Origin of the sequence: Arthrobacter sp. StoSoilA2, assembly GCF_019977195.1 — a bacterium.
Taxonomy (GTDB): domain Bacteria; phylum Actinomycetota; class Actinomycetes; order Actinomycetales; family Micrococcaceae; genus Arthrobacter.
The window spans coordinates 3,888,455-3,902,651 of record NZ_AP024643.1 but is presented as its reverse complement, the minus strand read 5'-3'; the positions used below and the strand labels follow the sequence as shown (position 1 = coordinate 3,902,651).

General features: G+C 62.0%; 12 protein-coding genes. 3 read left to right on the top strand and 9 right to left on the bottom strand.

Going from position 1 to position 14,197, the window contains the following annotated elements:
- Positions 1–6: 6 nt before the first annotated feature.
- Together LDN82_RS17690 and LDN82_RS17685 are read right to left on the bottom strand one after the other, a co-directional pair.
- Entirely contained in the window at positions 7–1,245 is a 1,239-nt protein-coding gene (locus tag LDN82_RS17690; protein WP_224165246.1) for an extracellular solute-binding protein, read from the bottom strand.
- Between the two features lie 96 nt (positions 1,246–1,341).
- Positions 1,342–2,364: a LacI family DNA-binding transcriptional regulator gene (locus tag LDN82_RS17685; RefSeq protein WP_224165245.1), complete on the bottom strand. Its 1,023-nt coding sequence runs from the start codon at positions 2,362–2,364 to the stop codon at positions 1,342–1,344.
- Between the two features lie 267 nt (positions 2,365–2,631).
- Between LDN82_RS17685 and LDN82_RS17680 the strand changes: the two genes are divergently transcribed.
- Both LDN82_RS17680 and paaZ read left to right on the top strand, forming a co-directional pair.
- Complete coding sequence (locus LDN82_RS17680) at positions 2,632–3,336, top strand: tyrosine-protein phosphatase (RefSeq protein ID WP_224165244.1); 705 nt, start codon at positions 2,632–2,634, stop codon at positions 3,334–3,336.
- Positions 3,337–3,547: 211 nt separating this feature from the next.
- The gene (paaZ, locus tag LDN82_RS17675) at positions 3,548–5,647 is read left to right on the top strand and encodes a phenylacetic acid degradation bifunctional protein PaaZ (RefSeq protein ID WP_224165243.1); all 2,100 of its coding nucleotides are present in this window, start codon (positions 3,548–3,550) and stop codon (positions 5,645–5,647) included.
- Between the two features lie 81 nt (positions 5,648–5,728).
- On the opposite strand, the gene LDN82_RS17670 is transcribed toward paaZ, so the two are convergent.
- The 7 genes from LDN82_RS17670 to LDN82_RS17640 form a co-directional block, all read right to left on the bottom strand.
- Positions 5,729–6,754, bottom strand: coding sequence for a LacI family DNA-binding transcriptional regulator (locus LDN82_RS17670; RefSeq protein ID WP_224165242.1), 1,026 nt, complete (start codon positions 6,752–6,754; stop codon positions 5,729–5,731).
- Positions 6,741–7,712, bottom strand: coding sequence for a nucleoside hydrolase (locus LDN82_RS17665; protein WP_224088724.1), 972 nt, complete (start codon positions 7,710–7,712; stop codon positions 6,741–6,743). The genes LDN82_RS17670 and LDN82_RS17665 overlap by 14 nt, the downstream gene beginning before the upstream one ends.
- A gap of 4 nt (positions 7,713–7,716) precedes the next feature.
- Positions 7,717–9,933: an arylsulfatase gene (locus LDN82_RS17660; protein WP_224165241.1), complete on the bottom strand. Its 2,217-nt coding sequence runs from the start codon at positions 9,931–9,933 to the stop codon at positions 7,717–7,719.
- Positions 9,934–9,973: 40 nt separating this feature from the next.
- Positions 9,974–11,329, bottom strand: a complete 1,356-nt coding sequence (locus LDN82_RS17655) for an MFS transporter (RefSeq protein ID WP_224165240.1) — start codon at positions 11,327–11,329, stop codon at positions 9,974–9,976.
- A 290-nt stretch (positions 11,330–11,619) separates the two neighbouring features.
- A complete protein-coding gene (locus tag LDN82_RS17650; RefSeq protein ID WP_263422302.1) occupies positions 11,620–12,516 on the bottom strand; it encodes an IS3 family transposase in 897 nt (298 codons plus the stop codon).
- 17 nt (positions 12,517–12,533) lie between these two features.
- Positions 12,534–12,833, bottom strand: a complete 300-nt coding sequence (locus LDN82_RS17645; RefSeq protein WP_224090242.1) for a transposase — start codon at positions 12,831–12,833, stop codon at positions 12,534–12,536.
- 114 nt (positions 12,834–12,947) lie between these two features.
- Entirely contained in the window at positions 12,948–13,355 is a 408-nt protein-coding gene (locus LDN82_RS17640; RefSeq protein ID WP_224088722.1) for a VOC family protein, read from the bottom strand.
- A 78-nt stretch (positions 13,356–13,433) separates the two neighbouring features.
- On the opposite strand from LDN82_RS17640, the gene LDN82_RS17635 reads away from it, so the two are divergent.
- Positions 13,434–14,015, top strand: a complete 582-nt coding sequence (locus LDN82_RS17635; protein WP_224088721.1) for a mismatch-specific DNA-glycosylase — start codon at positions 13,434–13,436, stop codon at positions 14,013–14,015.
- The last annotated feature ends 182 nt before the right edge of the window (positions 14,016–14,197 follow it).

The window sequence follows — 14,197 nt, the reverse complement described above, 5'->3', positions numbered from 1 at the left end:
CGCCGCTTACTGGCCTTGCGCTTGCTTGAGGGCATCAGCCGGGGAGGCGTTACCGGTCAGGGCAGTCTGGATTGCGGTGTAGATCTTGGTTGCCTGGGCTGGCCATTCTGTGCCGAGCTCGCCGGTGCGGGCCCGGGCCGTCTTGATCAGCTCCGTGAACGTAGCAAGCTTGGGGTTTTCGCTGGCGAACTTATCCGCCAGCGTGGTCTTGGAAGGAATGGTGTTGCGGACCTTGGCCATGGCCATCTGGTTCTCGTCGCTGTTCAGGCAGGCAACCACTTCCGCAGCCTTGGCCTGGCGTGCCTTGTTACCGGTCTGGGGGACCGTCCACACCTCGCCACCCAGCGGAGCAACGGACGTCTGGCCGGCTTCACGGACGGGGATCTTGACCACGCCGTACTGCAGAGTGGGCTGCTTATCCAGGGCCGGAATCTGCCATGGGCCGTTGACCATCATGGCTGCTTTGCCGGCCATGAACTGGTCCTTGACATCGGCCTGGGTCCAGTTCAGGGCCGAGGAAGAGACGGAGCCGCTCTTGACCAGGTCGGTCCAGAGCTGGAGTGCTTGCTCGGTTTCCTTGGTGTCGATCTTCTTCTCGTCGCCGCCGTTGGACCACATGACCGGGAGGAACTGCCAAGTGCCTTCATACGTGGGGTTGGCATTGAATGCGAGCCCGTACTGGTCGCCCGCAGTGAGCTTCGCGCTTGCTGCCTTCAGCTCATCCCAGGTGGTGGGCGGGGTGACGCCGGCCTTGTCCAGGATGTCCTTGTTGTAGAACAGGGCAATGGTGTTCACGGTGGGAGCCAGCCCGTACACCTTGTCCTTGTAGGTGCCTGCACTCAGGACACCCTCGGCGAAGTTGTCAGTGCTGATCTTGAAGTCTGCCAAGGGAGCCAAGGCGCCGGTGGCGGCAATCTGCTGGAGATCCGGATTATCCAGCATGAGCACGTCCGGAAGCGTCTTGGAGGAGGACTGCTGGAGCACCTTGGAGATCAGGGACTTGCCCGGAACGGTCTCCCGCTTGATGGTGACACCTGCCTGGGTGCCGCACTTGGTAAGGGCGTCACCGATGAAGGACTTGTCGGGCTCGTTGTTGTAGTAGTCCATCACGGAAATTTCGGTGACGGCCTCCGACGACGAAGCTGCAGTGGAGGTCCCGCAGGCTGAGAGGGCCAGGGGGAGACCGACCAATGCAGCGACGGCGAGGGCAAGAGGACGACGGGTTGTCCTTTGTGCTGACTTCATTGTCTGTTCCTTTTTCTGGGGGTTGAGTTATCGATGCGTATCGACGATGCGTATCGATGAATTCGGAAACTGTAATACAGGGTGCTTTGAGAGGGTTTAGCTGCCGTGGGGTGGACGCAGCGTGCTGGCACGGTGCGTAATGACCGTGGGTACCAATTCCAGGGATTCGGTTGGTCCCTGGTTTTCGGTTTCGAGGAGATCGCAAATAATCTTCACCGCACGGCGGGATACTTCGGCCGGGCGGAGGTCAATGGTGGAAAGGGGGACGGGCTGAAGCTCAGCCAAGGTGGGGGAAGCGCTGCCGATGACGGAGACATCCGTGCCAGGAGTGAGGCCGCGGCTGGTCAGGACGCGTCGAAGAACGTCCTGAACGGTGCCGTCCGGAGCGATAAACGCAGGCACTCCGGTGGTCTCCGCCAAGGCTTTGTCCACGGATTCCGCGATCGCTTCGCGATCAGTTCCCCCAGGGAGGTGAAGCACTTTGACGCCCAGGCTTTGGGCGGCTTTGTCGGTGCCGGACATGAACCGCTCAACGTAGTTCACGTGACGGTCTACTACTTCCGGCTGCCAGTCAAGGACGGAGATGACTTCATGGCCTGCCGCGGCGAGGTCCTGGACGCATTGTTCTCCGGCCATTTCAAAGTCGGCATCAATGCAAACCAAACCGGAGGGATCATGCGGGATGCCGATCAGCACCACGGGAACGTGGAGGCTGCGGACCACCGGGAGACGTTCGTCGTCGCCTTCCACCTGCATCAGGATGAGGCCGTCGCAGATCTGCTGGCCCACCACACGCTGCAGCCCAGGCGCGCCCTCATCCTCAGTGACCAGCAGGATGTCGTGGTCATAGAGGCGGGCGGTGTTGGCGATCACGGAGACGAACTCCATGATCGATGCCATGTGCAACTCGGGGATGAAAGGGATAACGAGGCCGATTACGCGCGTCCTGCGGCTGGCAAGTGCGCGGGCTCCTGCATTTGGCTGGTAGGTCAGCTGCTGGATGGCGTCCTCCACCTTTTTCCGCGTTTTCTCGGAGATGGGCCGCTTGCCGCTGAGAACATAGGAAACCGTGCTCTGTGCAACGCCGGCGGCCTGGGCAACGTCCTTGCTGGTGGGCATGTCCCGGCCTCCTTGCGCTCTCTGCTGAACGGTCTGCGTGTGGTTCTGTGGTGCTGGTCTTGCGTGCTTTGTTGTTCGTGTCGTCGATACGTATCGTCGATGCGCATCGAGAATGAGTATGACATGAGTCACTCGCCCCGCGCAATACCCCCATTCCGTCCCTCTCTCACATCCACCGCCCTTTCACCGGATGTTCTCTCATTTCCTCACGCCTTTCCGCGGATGTTCTCTCACATCGCCACGGACGAATGTGCTTAGCTGGCTCCTATGGACGGGACAGCACCGCAGTTAGGCGTCCACTGGGATGGCGCCGTGAACGCCTGGCGGATCGCGGGGGACGTGTACAGGATGGGTCGCCACGAGTGGGTTAGCGAAGCTGGATGGCGCCAAATGTACGACGACGGCATCCGCACTGTCATCGATTTGCGCGCCTCGGGCGAGCGGCGGCAACGCGACACCGATCCCGAGGTGCCGTACGACGTGAAGGCTCGAATCGACGTCGTGCATTGCCCCACGGAGGACCCGGACCATAGCGATTTTGGCGAGCTCTTCGGCCCGTACCTGAAGGACCCGGCGCAGTACGGCGAGTATGTGGGGCTGTTTGCCGGGAAGATTGCGGCCGTCTTCAAAGCCATCGCGGCCGCGCCTGGCAAGGTCGTGATTCACTGCTCGGCGGGCAGGGACCGCAGCGGGGTGATCGCACTCATGCTGCAACGTTTGGCCGGTATTGGTGATGACGAAATCCTGCGCGGCTATGAACTTGCGGCGCGGGGGATCAATGAGCGGCACCGAACCCACGGGGCACCGCATGCGCACGATCCCTACCTTTCAGACGAGGAGTTTGAGGCCTGGTTGGAGCTGAAGCGGGCGGGAGTGAGGACGTTCTTGGGTTCGCTGGAAGTCGAATCGTTTCTGGCGCGGAATGGGGTCACCGATGCGGAAGTGGCGGCGATCCGCACGAAGCTGCAGTGATGTGAGAGAACGATGGCCCGAATCGGGCGGTATGTGAGAGAACGATGGACCAAAACGTGCGGTATGTGAGAGAACGATGAAATTCCTGCTGTACTCCTCCGGGCATTCATGTACCCTGTATATATTACCGAACGGCCGGTCAGTAATGTTTGCGCTCCCGCAGACCCAATGATCGAGCCGATTTCACGTGCCTTGGAAGGACCCGTCGACGATGACCACTACCGCAGTCGCCCCGGAAACCACAGCCGTTGCAACCGTCCCCAGCTATATCCAGGATGCGTGGTGGACTCCCGCTCCCGACGCAAAAACCGTCCCGGTCCGTGATGCCAGCACCGGAGAAGTCCTGGCCAACGTCAGCACCGACGGACTGGACTTTGCCGCCGTCGTACATCACGGCCGCACCACCGGCCAGGCCGAACTTGGAAAGCTGACCTTCCACCAGCGTGCGCTCAAGCTCAAAGAACTTGCCATGTACCTCAACGGCCGGCGCGAAGAGCTGTACGAGTCCTCGTCCCAGTCCGGCGCCACCAAGATCGACAACATGATCGACATTGACGGCGGCATCGGCGTTCTCTTCACTTTTGGGTCCAAGGGTCGCCGCGAACTGCCCAATTCACAGGTTGTGGTGGATGGGCCGATGGAGGTGCTGTCCAAGGACGGTTCATTCGCCGGTGAGCACATTTACACCCGTATTCCTGGTGTCGCGGTGCAGATCAACGCCTTCAATTTCCCGGTCTGGGGCATGCTGGAGAAGTTCGCGCCCGCCTTCCTGGCCGGTGTTCCCACCATCGTCAAGCCGGCCACGCCCACGGGCTACGTTGCAGCCGTTGCCGTCAAGGCGATCGTCGAGTCCGGCATCCTGCCCGCGGGATCCCTTCAGCTGATTTCCGGCTCCGCCCGGACCATCCTGGACGAACTGGATTACCGCGACCTCGTCTCCTTTACGGGCTCGGCGTCCACGGCCAACTCGCTGAAATCGCACCGCAACGTGGTCCAGGGTGGTGTCCGCTTCACCTCCGAGACGGACTCGCTCAACGCCGCCATCCTCGGCCCTGACGCCGTTCCAGGCACTCCGGAATTCGACGCATTTGTCCGGGCTGTCGTCACCGAAATGACCGTCAAAGCCGGCCAGAAGTGCACCGCCATCCGCCGCGTGATCGTTCCGAAGGAGCTGATTTCCGACGTCTCCGCCGCCATTGGTGCACGCATCAACGAGCGTGTCGTCGTTGGCGACCCCCGCGCCGAGGGCGTCACCATGGGCGCCCTGGCTTCGCTGGAGCAGCTCGCCGACGTCCGCGCGGCCGTTCAGTCAATGCTCGACGCCGGTGGTGAGCTTGCGTACGGAACGCTCGATTCGCCGTCGGTCACCTCCGTCGGCGGCAAGGTGGGCGTCGTGGAAGACGGCGCGTTCATGTCTCCTGTGCTCCTCAGCTGGGCCGACGCGGAAGCCGAAGAAGTCCACTCCCTTGAAGCGTTTGGCCCCGTATCCTCGGTAATCGGATACTCGGATCTTGCCGACGCAATCCGCCTGGCAGCCCGCGGTTCGGGTTCACTGGTGGCTTCCGTGTGCACCAACGATCCTTCCGTGGCGCAGGAGCTGGTGCTCGGTATCGCAGCGCACCACGGCCGCGTCCACATGCTCAACCGTGAAGACGCGCGCTCGTCCACCGGTCATGGTTCCCCGGTCCCGCACCTGGTTCACGGCGGTCCCGGCCGCGCAGGTGGCGGCGAGGAATTGGGCGGTATCCGCTCGGTCCTGCACCACATGCAGCGCACCGCCATCCAGGGCTCGCCGAACATGCTCACCGCCGTCACCGGCCAGTGGCACACCGGCGCTGACCGCAACTTCACTGTGGAAACCGAAGGCGAGCACCCTTTCCGGAAGCACCTCTCGACGCTGAGGATCGGCGACGCCGTTCGCTCCGATCTGCGCCAGGTGACCCTTGAGGACATCACGGCCTTCGCCAACTCCACGGGCGATACGTTCTACGCGCACACGAACCAGGAAGCGGCCGAGGCCAATCCCTTCTTCCCCGGAATTGTTGCCCATGGGTACCTGCTCCTGAGCTGGGCTGCCGGGCTGTTCGTGGAGCCCGCGCCGGGTCCTGTGCTGGCCAATTACGGCTTGGAGAATCTGCGCTTCATCACGCCGGTTGCAGCTGGCGACTCGATCCGCGTCACGTTGACCGCCAAGAAGATCACGCCACGCGAGACCGACGAATATGGCGAGGTTGTCTGGGATGCCGTGCTGACCAACCAGAACGACGAGATCGTAGCCACGTACGACGTCCTGACCCTCGTGGAGAAGTAACCCCACCTTTAAAGCAACGCGGGGTCACTTAGGGCCCATGTTGACAGCCAACATGGGCCCTAAGTGACCCCGCGTTGCAGTTTAACCGGCGCTTGATTCCCGAAGAGTCAACCCGGGCGCGAAGTCGCGTTCTTTCGGGGGCAGGCCTTGAATTGCATCGATCAAGGCGTCAGCCATGGCAGCGCCCTGAAGGTTGAGCTTGGTGCCGACCGTCGTGAGCCTTGGCCGCAATTGCTCGGCCAACTGGACTTCCTCGCACGCAACAAGACCGATTCGCCCGGGCGTGGCCAATCCAGCGTCGGCCAATGCGGACATTGCCCCCAAAGCCACGGAAACACTGGACGCCACGATGCCTTCCGGGTTGTCGGGGCCGGAAAGTAAGCGCTGCGTGGCGCCGCGGGCCGCGTCGGTGCTGTACTCGGTGCGGACAATGAAGTCCTCTGCATCTTCATGCCCGGCCTCGATGCAGGCACGGAGAAAGCCAAGGGTCAGGAACGGCGACAGCACGGACGATTCGCTCCCGCCGAGCAGCGCCACGGGCCAACGCCCTTGGTCCAGCAAATGCTTGGTGGCTTGGTAGGCAACGGATTCGTAATCCGTGGTCAGAACCAGCGCACCCGTCCCGGCAAGCTGCGGAGTGCCAAGCAGAACCTTCGTACCACGGTCCTCGGCCTCCTCAATGGCGGCACGTACAGCGGCCGTATCGATGTCGTCACCTGTTGCCAAAATGACACCGTCAACACCCTGCAAAGGCAGGGATTCCAGGAGCCGCTCAAGGCGGGTGATGCTGTGGTCAAGGTCGCAGAGAAGGACGCTGTAACCGCGTCCTTCTGCGGCATGGGCAACGGCCTTTGCCAGCTGGCTGTGGAAGGGCTGGGCGATATCGCCCACCAACAATGCGATGGTGTTGGAACGTCCACTGCGCAGGCTGCGGGCCGCGCTGTTCAGCACATAGTTCAGCTGGGCGACTGCGTCCATCACCTTGGTGCGCGTCTCCTCCGCAACAGTCGATGGGGCGGTAAAAACACGCGAAACTGTGGCGCGGGAGACGCCGGCCGCCCGCGCCACATCGAGCATGGTTGCTGGTGCCGCGCTACTTACCGTCATGGGATCTGATGGTATCGAGAAACAGCGCCGCGTAGCGACGTCCGTCGACACCGAGGGCGACGTCGATGCTGTCGCGGCTTAGGTAGCCGTGTGGCAGCGTGGTCTCGGAGGCCTTTGTCCGGCGATCGACGACGGTCTGCCCCCGGGTCAAGGGGTTTGAGAGGCTGACTTCAACCCGATGGCGATGGGTCACAAGGCCTTCGGGATCGATCACGGCACAGACGGCCCCGGCGTCACCGATGCCTGCCGAACCGGGCGACGTCAGCCGGAAATCATCCGCATTAACCTTCGCCAGATGAGTCAGAAGATGACCGCTGAGCCGGCATCCGGCGTCGTCGGATTCCCTCAGCAGCTCAATGTCGGGTGCCTCGATCGCCACGGAATAGAACACGTCCAGTCCGTACATGGTGATTGGCAAGCCACTGCTGATGACGATCTGGGCTGCCTCGGGATCGTGCCACACGTTGAACTCGGCCACGGGCGACGCGTTGCCCACTGACGCCGATCCACCCATGAAAACGATCTTCCCGATGTTCGCCGCAACTTCCGGGTAGGCCCGCAGCAGCAGGGCGATGTTCGTCATCGGGGCGAGGGGCACCAAAGTGACAGGCTCAGGACTGGAGAGGATCTCGCGCCGCAAAAGTTCGACGGCGTGAATCGCCTCGGGCTTTCTGGCTGACGGTTCCCAGCCAAGATCGGCCAGCCCGTCCCCGCCATGGACGTGGCCGGCGTCCCGGGGTTCCTCGAGCAGGGGCCGGGCAGCGCCGGCGGCCACCGGGACACCCGTGGCGCCGACAGCGTCCAGGACCGTCAACGTGTTTCGGACTACTCCTTCCAGACTGGTGTTACCAGCAACGCAGGTGACGGCGCGCAGGTTCCAGTCAGGGTGGCGGGCAGCGAACATGAGGGCGAGAGCGTCGTCCACCCCTGTGTCCACATCAAGAATCAGTTGTCCCATGGTTCTACTCCGTGGATTCAATGAGCTCGGCGAGATCCTCGAGGTCCGGGGTGTCCCTGAACCGCAACACTACGCGATCCATCGCTGCCTCAGGGAAGGCAAACGGTGCCTCGTACTCCGCGGAAACTGTACTGACCGGGTCCGAGCCGATGTCCATGCCCCAGAACGACAGGTGGCTGGACGTGCCGCTGATTGTCGCTGCAGCAACCACCTGATCCCCATGGAGCAGTTCTGCCAGCGCTGCCCTGTCGTCCAGGGGAGTCAGGCGCAGGCCCACTGCCTGCGGTCCGCCGGACAAGGCAGTGTCAGACTTCAGCACATCGCGGGCGCCCAAGGCATGGTGTTCGAAGATCAGGACATCGTTGCGAACGTAGAGCACGTAGCCGCCTTGTTGGTTGCCGCTGGATATTAGGACCCCTTCCATTCCCGGGTTGAATTCCCGGAGGTGGGCAGTGAACTGAAGGGCGCGGTCGCTGCCCGTGATGGCGCTGGCAAACGGGACGTGGCTCTGGCCCGCCCTGAAAACGATCTCCTTGCGATTGACCAAGCCAGCCGGACCCCGGGCAGTGAGCAGCTCTACCAGGGTGCGGTCGTCCAGGGGAAAAGCGCCTATTTGCTCCGCCTGCTCCCACCAGAGTTTTTGTAGGGTCCGAAGTTTTTCCGGCTCGGCCGCGGCGAGGTCGTGCGCCTCCGCGAAGTCTTCCCGGGTGTTGTACAGGCGCCAATCGTCCTGCTCGTAGTCCTGTCCGTGAAGATGTGCCGTCACGGCTTTCCACTCACCATGGCGGATTGCACGGTGGCCCAGCATCTCCCAGAATTGCGTTTCGCGGGGCTCCTTCACGGCTGCATCGACGAACGTCGCAACTGCCGACCCGCCGTCGAACGTTGTATCAGTCTCTATGTTGGCTGCATCCAGGAGGGTGGGCGTGATGTCGATGGCGTGCAGGAACTGGTTCCTGACCTCTCCCGCTTTGGAGATCCCCGCCGGCCAGGAAACGACCAGCGGCGAACGTACGCCGCCAAGGTCAACGAACTGCTTGTAACGGCGGAACGGCGTGTTGCCCGCCATGGCCCAACCCTCCGGATAGTGGGCGCCACCCAGGGGGCCGCCGAGCTGAGGCAGCAAGCTGACCTGCTCGACGGCGGGCCTGCGGACGCCCGAATACGGCGCGTTGCAATCGACATCGCCCGTGGGGCCGCCCTCGCGGGATGCACCATTGTCCGACATGACCAGGACGATGGTGTTCTCGTAAAGGTCCATCGCCCTCAACGCTTGAACAACACGGCCAATTTGGGCATCCGCGTGCTCAAGGAAACCGGCGAAGGCAGCTTGCAGGTGGGTGAAGACATCCTGTTCGGTACTGCTCAACTCCTCCCACGCGCGGACGTCTGCCAGCCGTTCCGTGAGTGCCGTGCCGTCCGGCACGACGCATAGTTCCACCTGCCGCTTCAGCCTGTCGCTGCGGGTTTTGTCCCAGCCCTTGGTGAAGACATCGATGTACTTTTCGATGTACTCCCTCGGCGCTTGGAAGGGGGCATGGGTGGCCCCCAAAGCCAACTGGAGGAAGAACGGAGCGTGCGGACGGTACGTGGTGTGGTCCTTGAGGAAACGGATTGACTGTTGGGCCAGGTCCTCGCTGAGGTGGTAGCCCTCCCGGGCGGGTGGTTCAATGCTGTGGTTGTCGGCCACCAGCTCGGGGGAGTACTGGTCCGTGCAGCCATCCAGGAAACCGTAGAAGCGGTCGAAGCCACGGTTCAGCGGCCAGTTGTGGAACGGCCCGGCCGGCGTGAGTTCGTTCAGTGGCGCAAGGTGCCACTTACCGGCCAGATAGGTTCCGTAGCCGTTCCTGCGCAGTATCTCCGGGAGCATGGGCACGTCCGGACGGACGCAGCCGCGCGAGTTGGGGAAGCCAGTGTCTGCATCGGCCAGGAACCGCATGCCCACAGAGTGGTGGTTGCGGCCCGTGAGCAGGCTCGCCCTGGTTGGGGAGCACAGGGGGGTGACGTGGAAGTTGGTGTACCTGAGCCCTTCTTCGGCGAGTCCATCGATGGCAGGCGTGTTGATTTCGGAGCCAAAGCAGCCGAAGTCCGACCATCCGGTGTCATCAAGTATGACCATGAGAATGTTGGGTTGTGAGCCGTTGGCTGCTTGCTGCTCGGGCCACCAAGCCTCGGATTCGGCAACTGTGGTGCCGATGCGGCCGGGAAATTCCTGCTGCATTGCTGCGGTTCCGTTCTGTTTCGGGACGTGTTTGTTTGCTTTAGAGCTGGGAAGCAGCCACGGACGCGGGCGATGCCTGGGAAGCATGGACCACCTGGGTCTTGCGGGACGTCAGGTATAGCGCGCAGCCGAGGGCGACAAGCGCAACCAGCATGAGATATCCGGAGATGCTCCACGTGGCGCCGCCGGCGTTGTTTTGGAGGGCCTGGGCGATCAGCGGGCCGAATCCGCCTCCGATTACCGTGGCCACCTGGAACCCAATGGACATTCCGGTGTATCGGACCTTCGGGTCCAGGACTGCTGCGAAGAGCGTGGCCTGCTGGCTGAACAGCATTCCCACGATGAGTCCATTCGCGGACATCACAACGAACAATGCCAGGACGCTCTTGGTCTCCATGAGCCAGAACATGGGAAAGGCCCACAGCGCCAACGCCACGGTGGCGGTAACCAGAACCCGTCGTGGGCCGAAGCGGTCAGAGATGATGCCGGAAACGGGCGTGATGATGAGGTTGGTGATGGAAGAGGCAATGTTGGCCATCAAGGCTACCGTGGGGCTGATGCCCAGCGTGGTTGTAGCGAAGCCGATGATGAAGACGCCCTGCATGAAGCCCAGCGTGGTGTCGCTGACATGCACGCCAACCATCGCCAGTATCTGCTTCGGGTAGCGGCGCAGCGCAACGACCAGGGGCAGCTTTTCCTTGGCCGCAGGCGTGGCCACGGTCTTCTCGAAGTCCGGCGTTTCCGTGATTTTCAGACGCAGGATCAATCCAAAGATCACCAGGACTGTGCTCAGCAGGAACGGGATACGCCATCCCCAAGCGAGCAGGTCTGCCCGGGACAGTGTGCCCGTGAGAATTGCTACGACGCCGCTGGAGAGAATAACGCCGATGGGAGCGCCGGCCTGGACAAGGCTGCCGAAGAAGCCGCGCTTGGCTTCCGGTGCATGCTCGACGGCGAGCAGTGCAGCGCCGCCCCATTCGCCGCCGAGGCCTATGCCCTGGAGGAAACGAAGTGAAACCAGCATGATCGGTGCCCAGGCCCCAACTTGTGAGTAGGTGGGTAACAGGCCGATGCCCACGGTGACGAATCCCGTTAGGAAGAACGCGAAGAGCAGCATCTTCTTACGGCCAACGCGATCACCGAGGTGCCCGATGACGATGCCGCCAAGGGGCCTCGCAACGAATCCGACGGCGAACGTACTCAGTGAGAGGACGGCAGCCAGGCCGGGGTCGCCGCTGGGGAAGAAGACAGCCCCGAAAACGAGTGCCGCCATGGGGCCGTAGACGAAAAAGTCGTAGTACTCCAGCACCGAACCGATGGTGCTGGCACCGGCGGCAGTCCACGGTGAAGTCTTCGTGGGGGCCTTTGACGCATGGGTTGTATGTGGGGGGTTCATGTTAATCCTCGTCGCTTAACTGTAGCCATGGGATCGATCTCATCCTCTTCCCCAATGGACACCTTGTTTGTGATGAGATCGATCCCATCACGTTAGGTGATGTCCGTCACGCGTGTCAAGGGGTGTGCGCCGTGAGGTTCAAAACCGGTCCTCTCTCACATCCCACTGCTTTTTCCCGGTTCCACGCTCACATCCCGCGCGCTTCTTTCGGTTCCTCTCTCACATCCCGACCTGTTTTAGCGGTTGTTCTGCGCTCGTCAAGTTTGTGAGACAGTTCTCGTTGTTGTTGGTTAGGCGGCCAGGGGTCCCTGAACGGTGGTTTGGTAAGCGGTGTGGGCTGTTACGGGTGGTGCGCCGCCGGCCCGGCGGTTGGGTCGGCGGCGGTTGTACCAGCCCTCGATGTAGTCCATCACGGCGGTCCGGGCGGCGAGCCTGGAACCGAAGCGGTGGTGGTGGTAGAACTCGGTTTTGAGGTGGGAGAAGAAGTTCTCGGCGACCGCGTTGTCCCAGCACACCCCTACCTTGCCCATGGACTGAGTGACCGCGTTCGTGCCGCACCATTGCTGGAATTCCTCAGAGGTGTACTGGGCGCCGCGGTCGGAGTGGAAGACCACAGAATCCTCGGCGAAGCGGCCGTGGTTCCGGGCCATCTGCAGGGCCGCGGTGCACAGGCTCGCACGCATGTGTCCGGCCATGGACCAGCCAATGACCATGCCGGAGAACAGATCGATGACGGTGGCCAGGTAGAGCCAGCCTTCGCCGGTGCGCAGGTAGGTGATATCGCCGACCAGACGGGTCCCGGGCACGGTGGAGGTGAAGTCGCGTTTGCCGTCGGTGTCGAGCATGTGGTTCTCGATGTGGGCGGTCTTGGCCTGCGGGTCCTGGACCGTGGTCTGTTTCCAGGCCCGAGTTCGGATGGCACGCAGACCGGTCTCGCGCATGATGGCTCCGACGGTTGGGGCGGAGACCTTGGTCCCGGCCGCGTTCAGCAACAAGGCCAACTGGTCCCGTCCGGCACGGCCTTCCTCCTTCGTATAGAGGTCGGTGACCGCGGTGACCAGATCCTCATGCCGCACGGCACGTGGTGAGGGCCCGGCGGGGTTGCGCCACCGATAGAACGAGGCCCGGGAAACCTTCAATGCCCGGCACAGCCACACCACTGAATGGTTGGCCTTCTCCGCTTCGATGAACTCGTAGAAATCCTCTACTTTTGCTTCGCGGCAAAGAAGGCGCTGACTTTTCCCAGGAACTCGACCTCGGCCTTCAACCTGGCGTTCTCGGCCAAGGCCTTTTGGTGTTCTTCCCAGGCAACCGGGCCCCTGTCCTCGGACGGGACAGGGGCATTTGGTTGACGTTCCCGATGTCGGTGAAGCCAGTTCCCCAGCGTGCTTTCCTTCACCCCGATCTCCTCGGCGACCTGCTTCACCGAACGGTTCGTGGACAGCACCAGCCGCACTGCTTCCTCACGGAAAGCGGCATCATATTTTCTTCTGGGCGTGGTCATCTGAAACGAATCTCCCATCAAGCTGTCTCAGAAAACCATACGGCCGCAGTTCCTTCAGATAACGACGAAGCGCGTCCCCCATGCAGGGGGACGCGCTTTGTCTTGAGGGGTTGGTTAAAGCTGGTATTCGGCTTGTTGGCCGAGCGTCTCATGGATGCACAGAACGTTGTTCTCGGTATCCATGAACCAAGCGCACTTCTCTGCGTCGGTGGTGCAAATATGGTTATCGGTCTTGAGCTCAGGCTCGTCGTAATCCTGGAATTTGACGCCTTGGGCTTCCATCTCCGCAACAGTCCGCTCGATGTCCTCGACCTCAAAGCTCATGGCGGTATGACCGGAGTGCTTACCGTCCGTGACCGGCAACAACTGCAGCATAGGGCCGCCGTCGTTGCCAAATAGATCATTTCCGTCCCATGTCCTGCCGCGATGCGGAAGGCCGAGCTTTTCCGCGTAGAACTTTCTTGCGCGGCTCAGGTCATCGACAGGCAGGACAGTTGTGGCTGTGTTAAGGGCTAGATGCATTTGGCCACCTCCTACGCTGAAAATTTTACGCTTGAGGCCCCCGGAAGGATCTTACGAATCATGTCATAAGGTTGAACGATGGGACTTGGCCGGGTTGCGCTAGATGCGTTCCGAGGCCTAACCCTGCCCGATTTAGTCTCGGACCAGACGAGGCTCCTGTTCGTCGGCATCAATCCTGGCCTGCGTGCTGCTGCAGTGCAGGCGCACTTCGGTGGCGGCAGCAATCGCTTCTATCCAGCGTTATTTCGGGCCGGCATCGTCGATCGTCGGATCGATGCCTCTGCAGGGTTCCGCCCCGGGGACCTCAATCATCTGCTGGAACGTGGCGTTGGGATTACGTCCATAGTTGCGGAAGCTTCGGCGCGAGCGGATGAACTCACCCCGGAGCAACTCCTTGCCGGAGCCAAAGCACTATCTGCGCGCGTCGAACTTATGGCGCCGGCAATGGTTGCAGTACTGGGAATCGGAGCCTATCGGACCGCTTTCGCCCGGCCTAGGGCGACGTGGGGACGACAGCCGGATTCCCTTGGGCGTTCCCCGGTTTGGGTACTCCCAAACCCGAGCGGCTTGAACAGGCACGCGAGTCTTGCTGATCTCGCCGCTGCCTACCGTGAAGTCGCCGTCGCGGCTGGCATCGAACCGTTTCCTGGCCCGGAATAGCTACCTTGGTCGGACCAACCGGTGGCCTTCACAGTCCGTCAATGAGCCCGTCGATAATGTTGCTGAACCTCTCGGCTGGCCCACCTGTTTTGACCAAGACGCTTAGTCCGATAACGGACGCAACGAGTTGGCTGGCGACAGCGTCGGGGACCTGGCCACGGCACGGCGACAAAGGGTGAGAG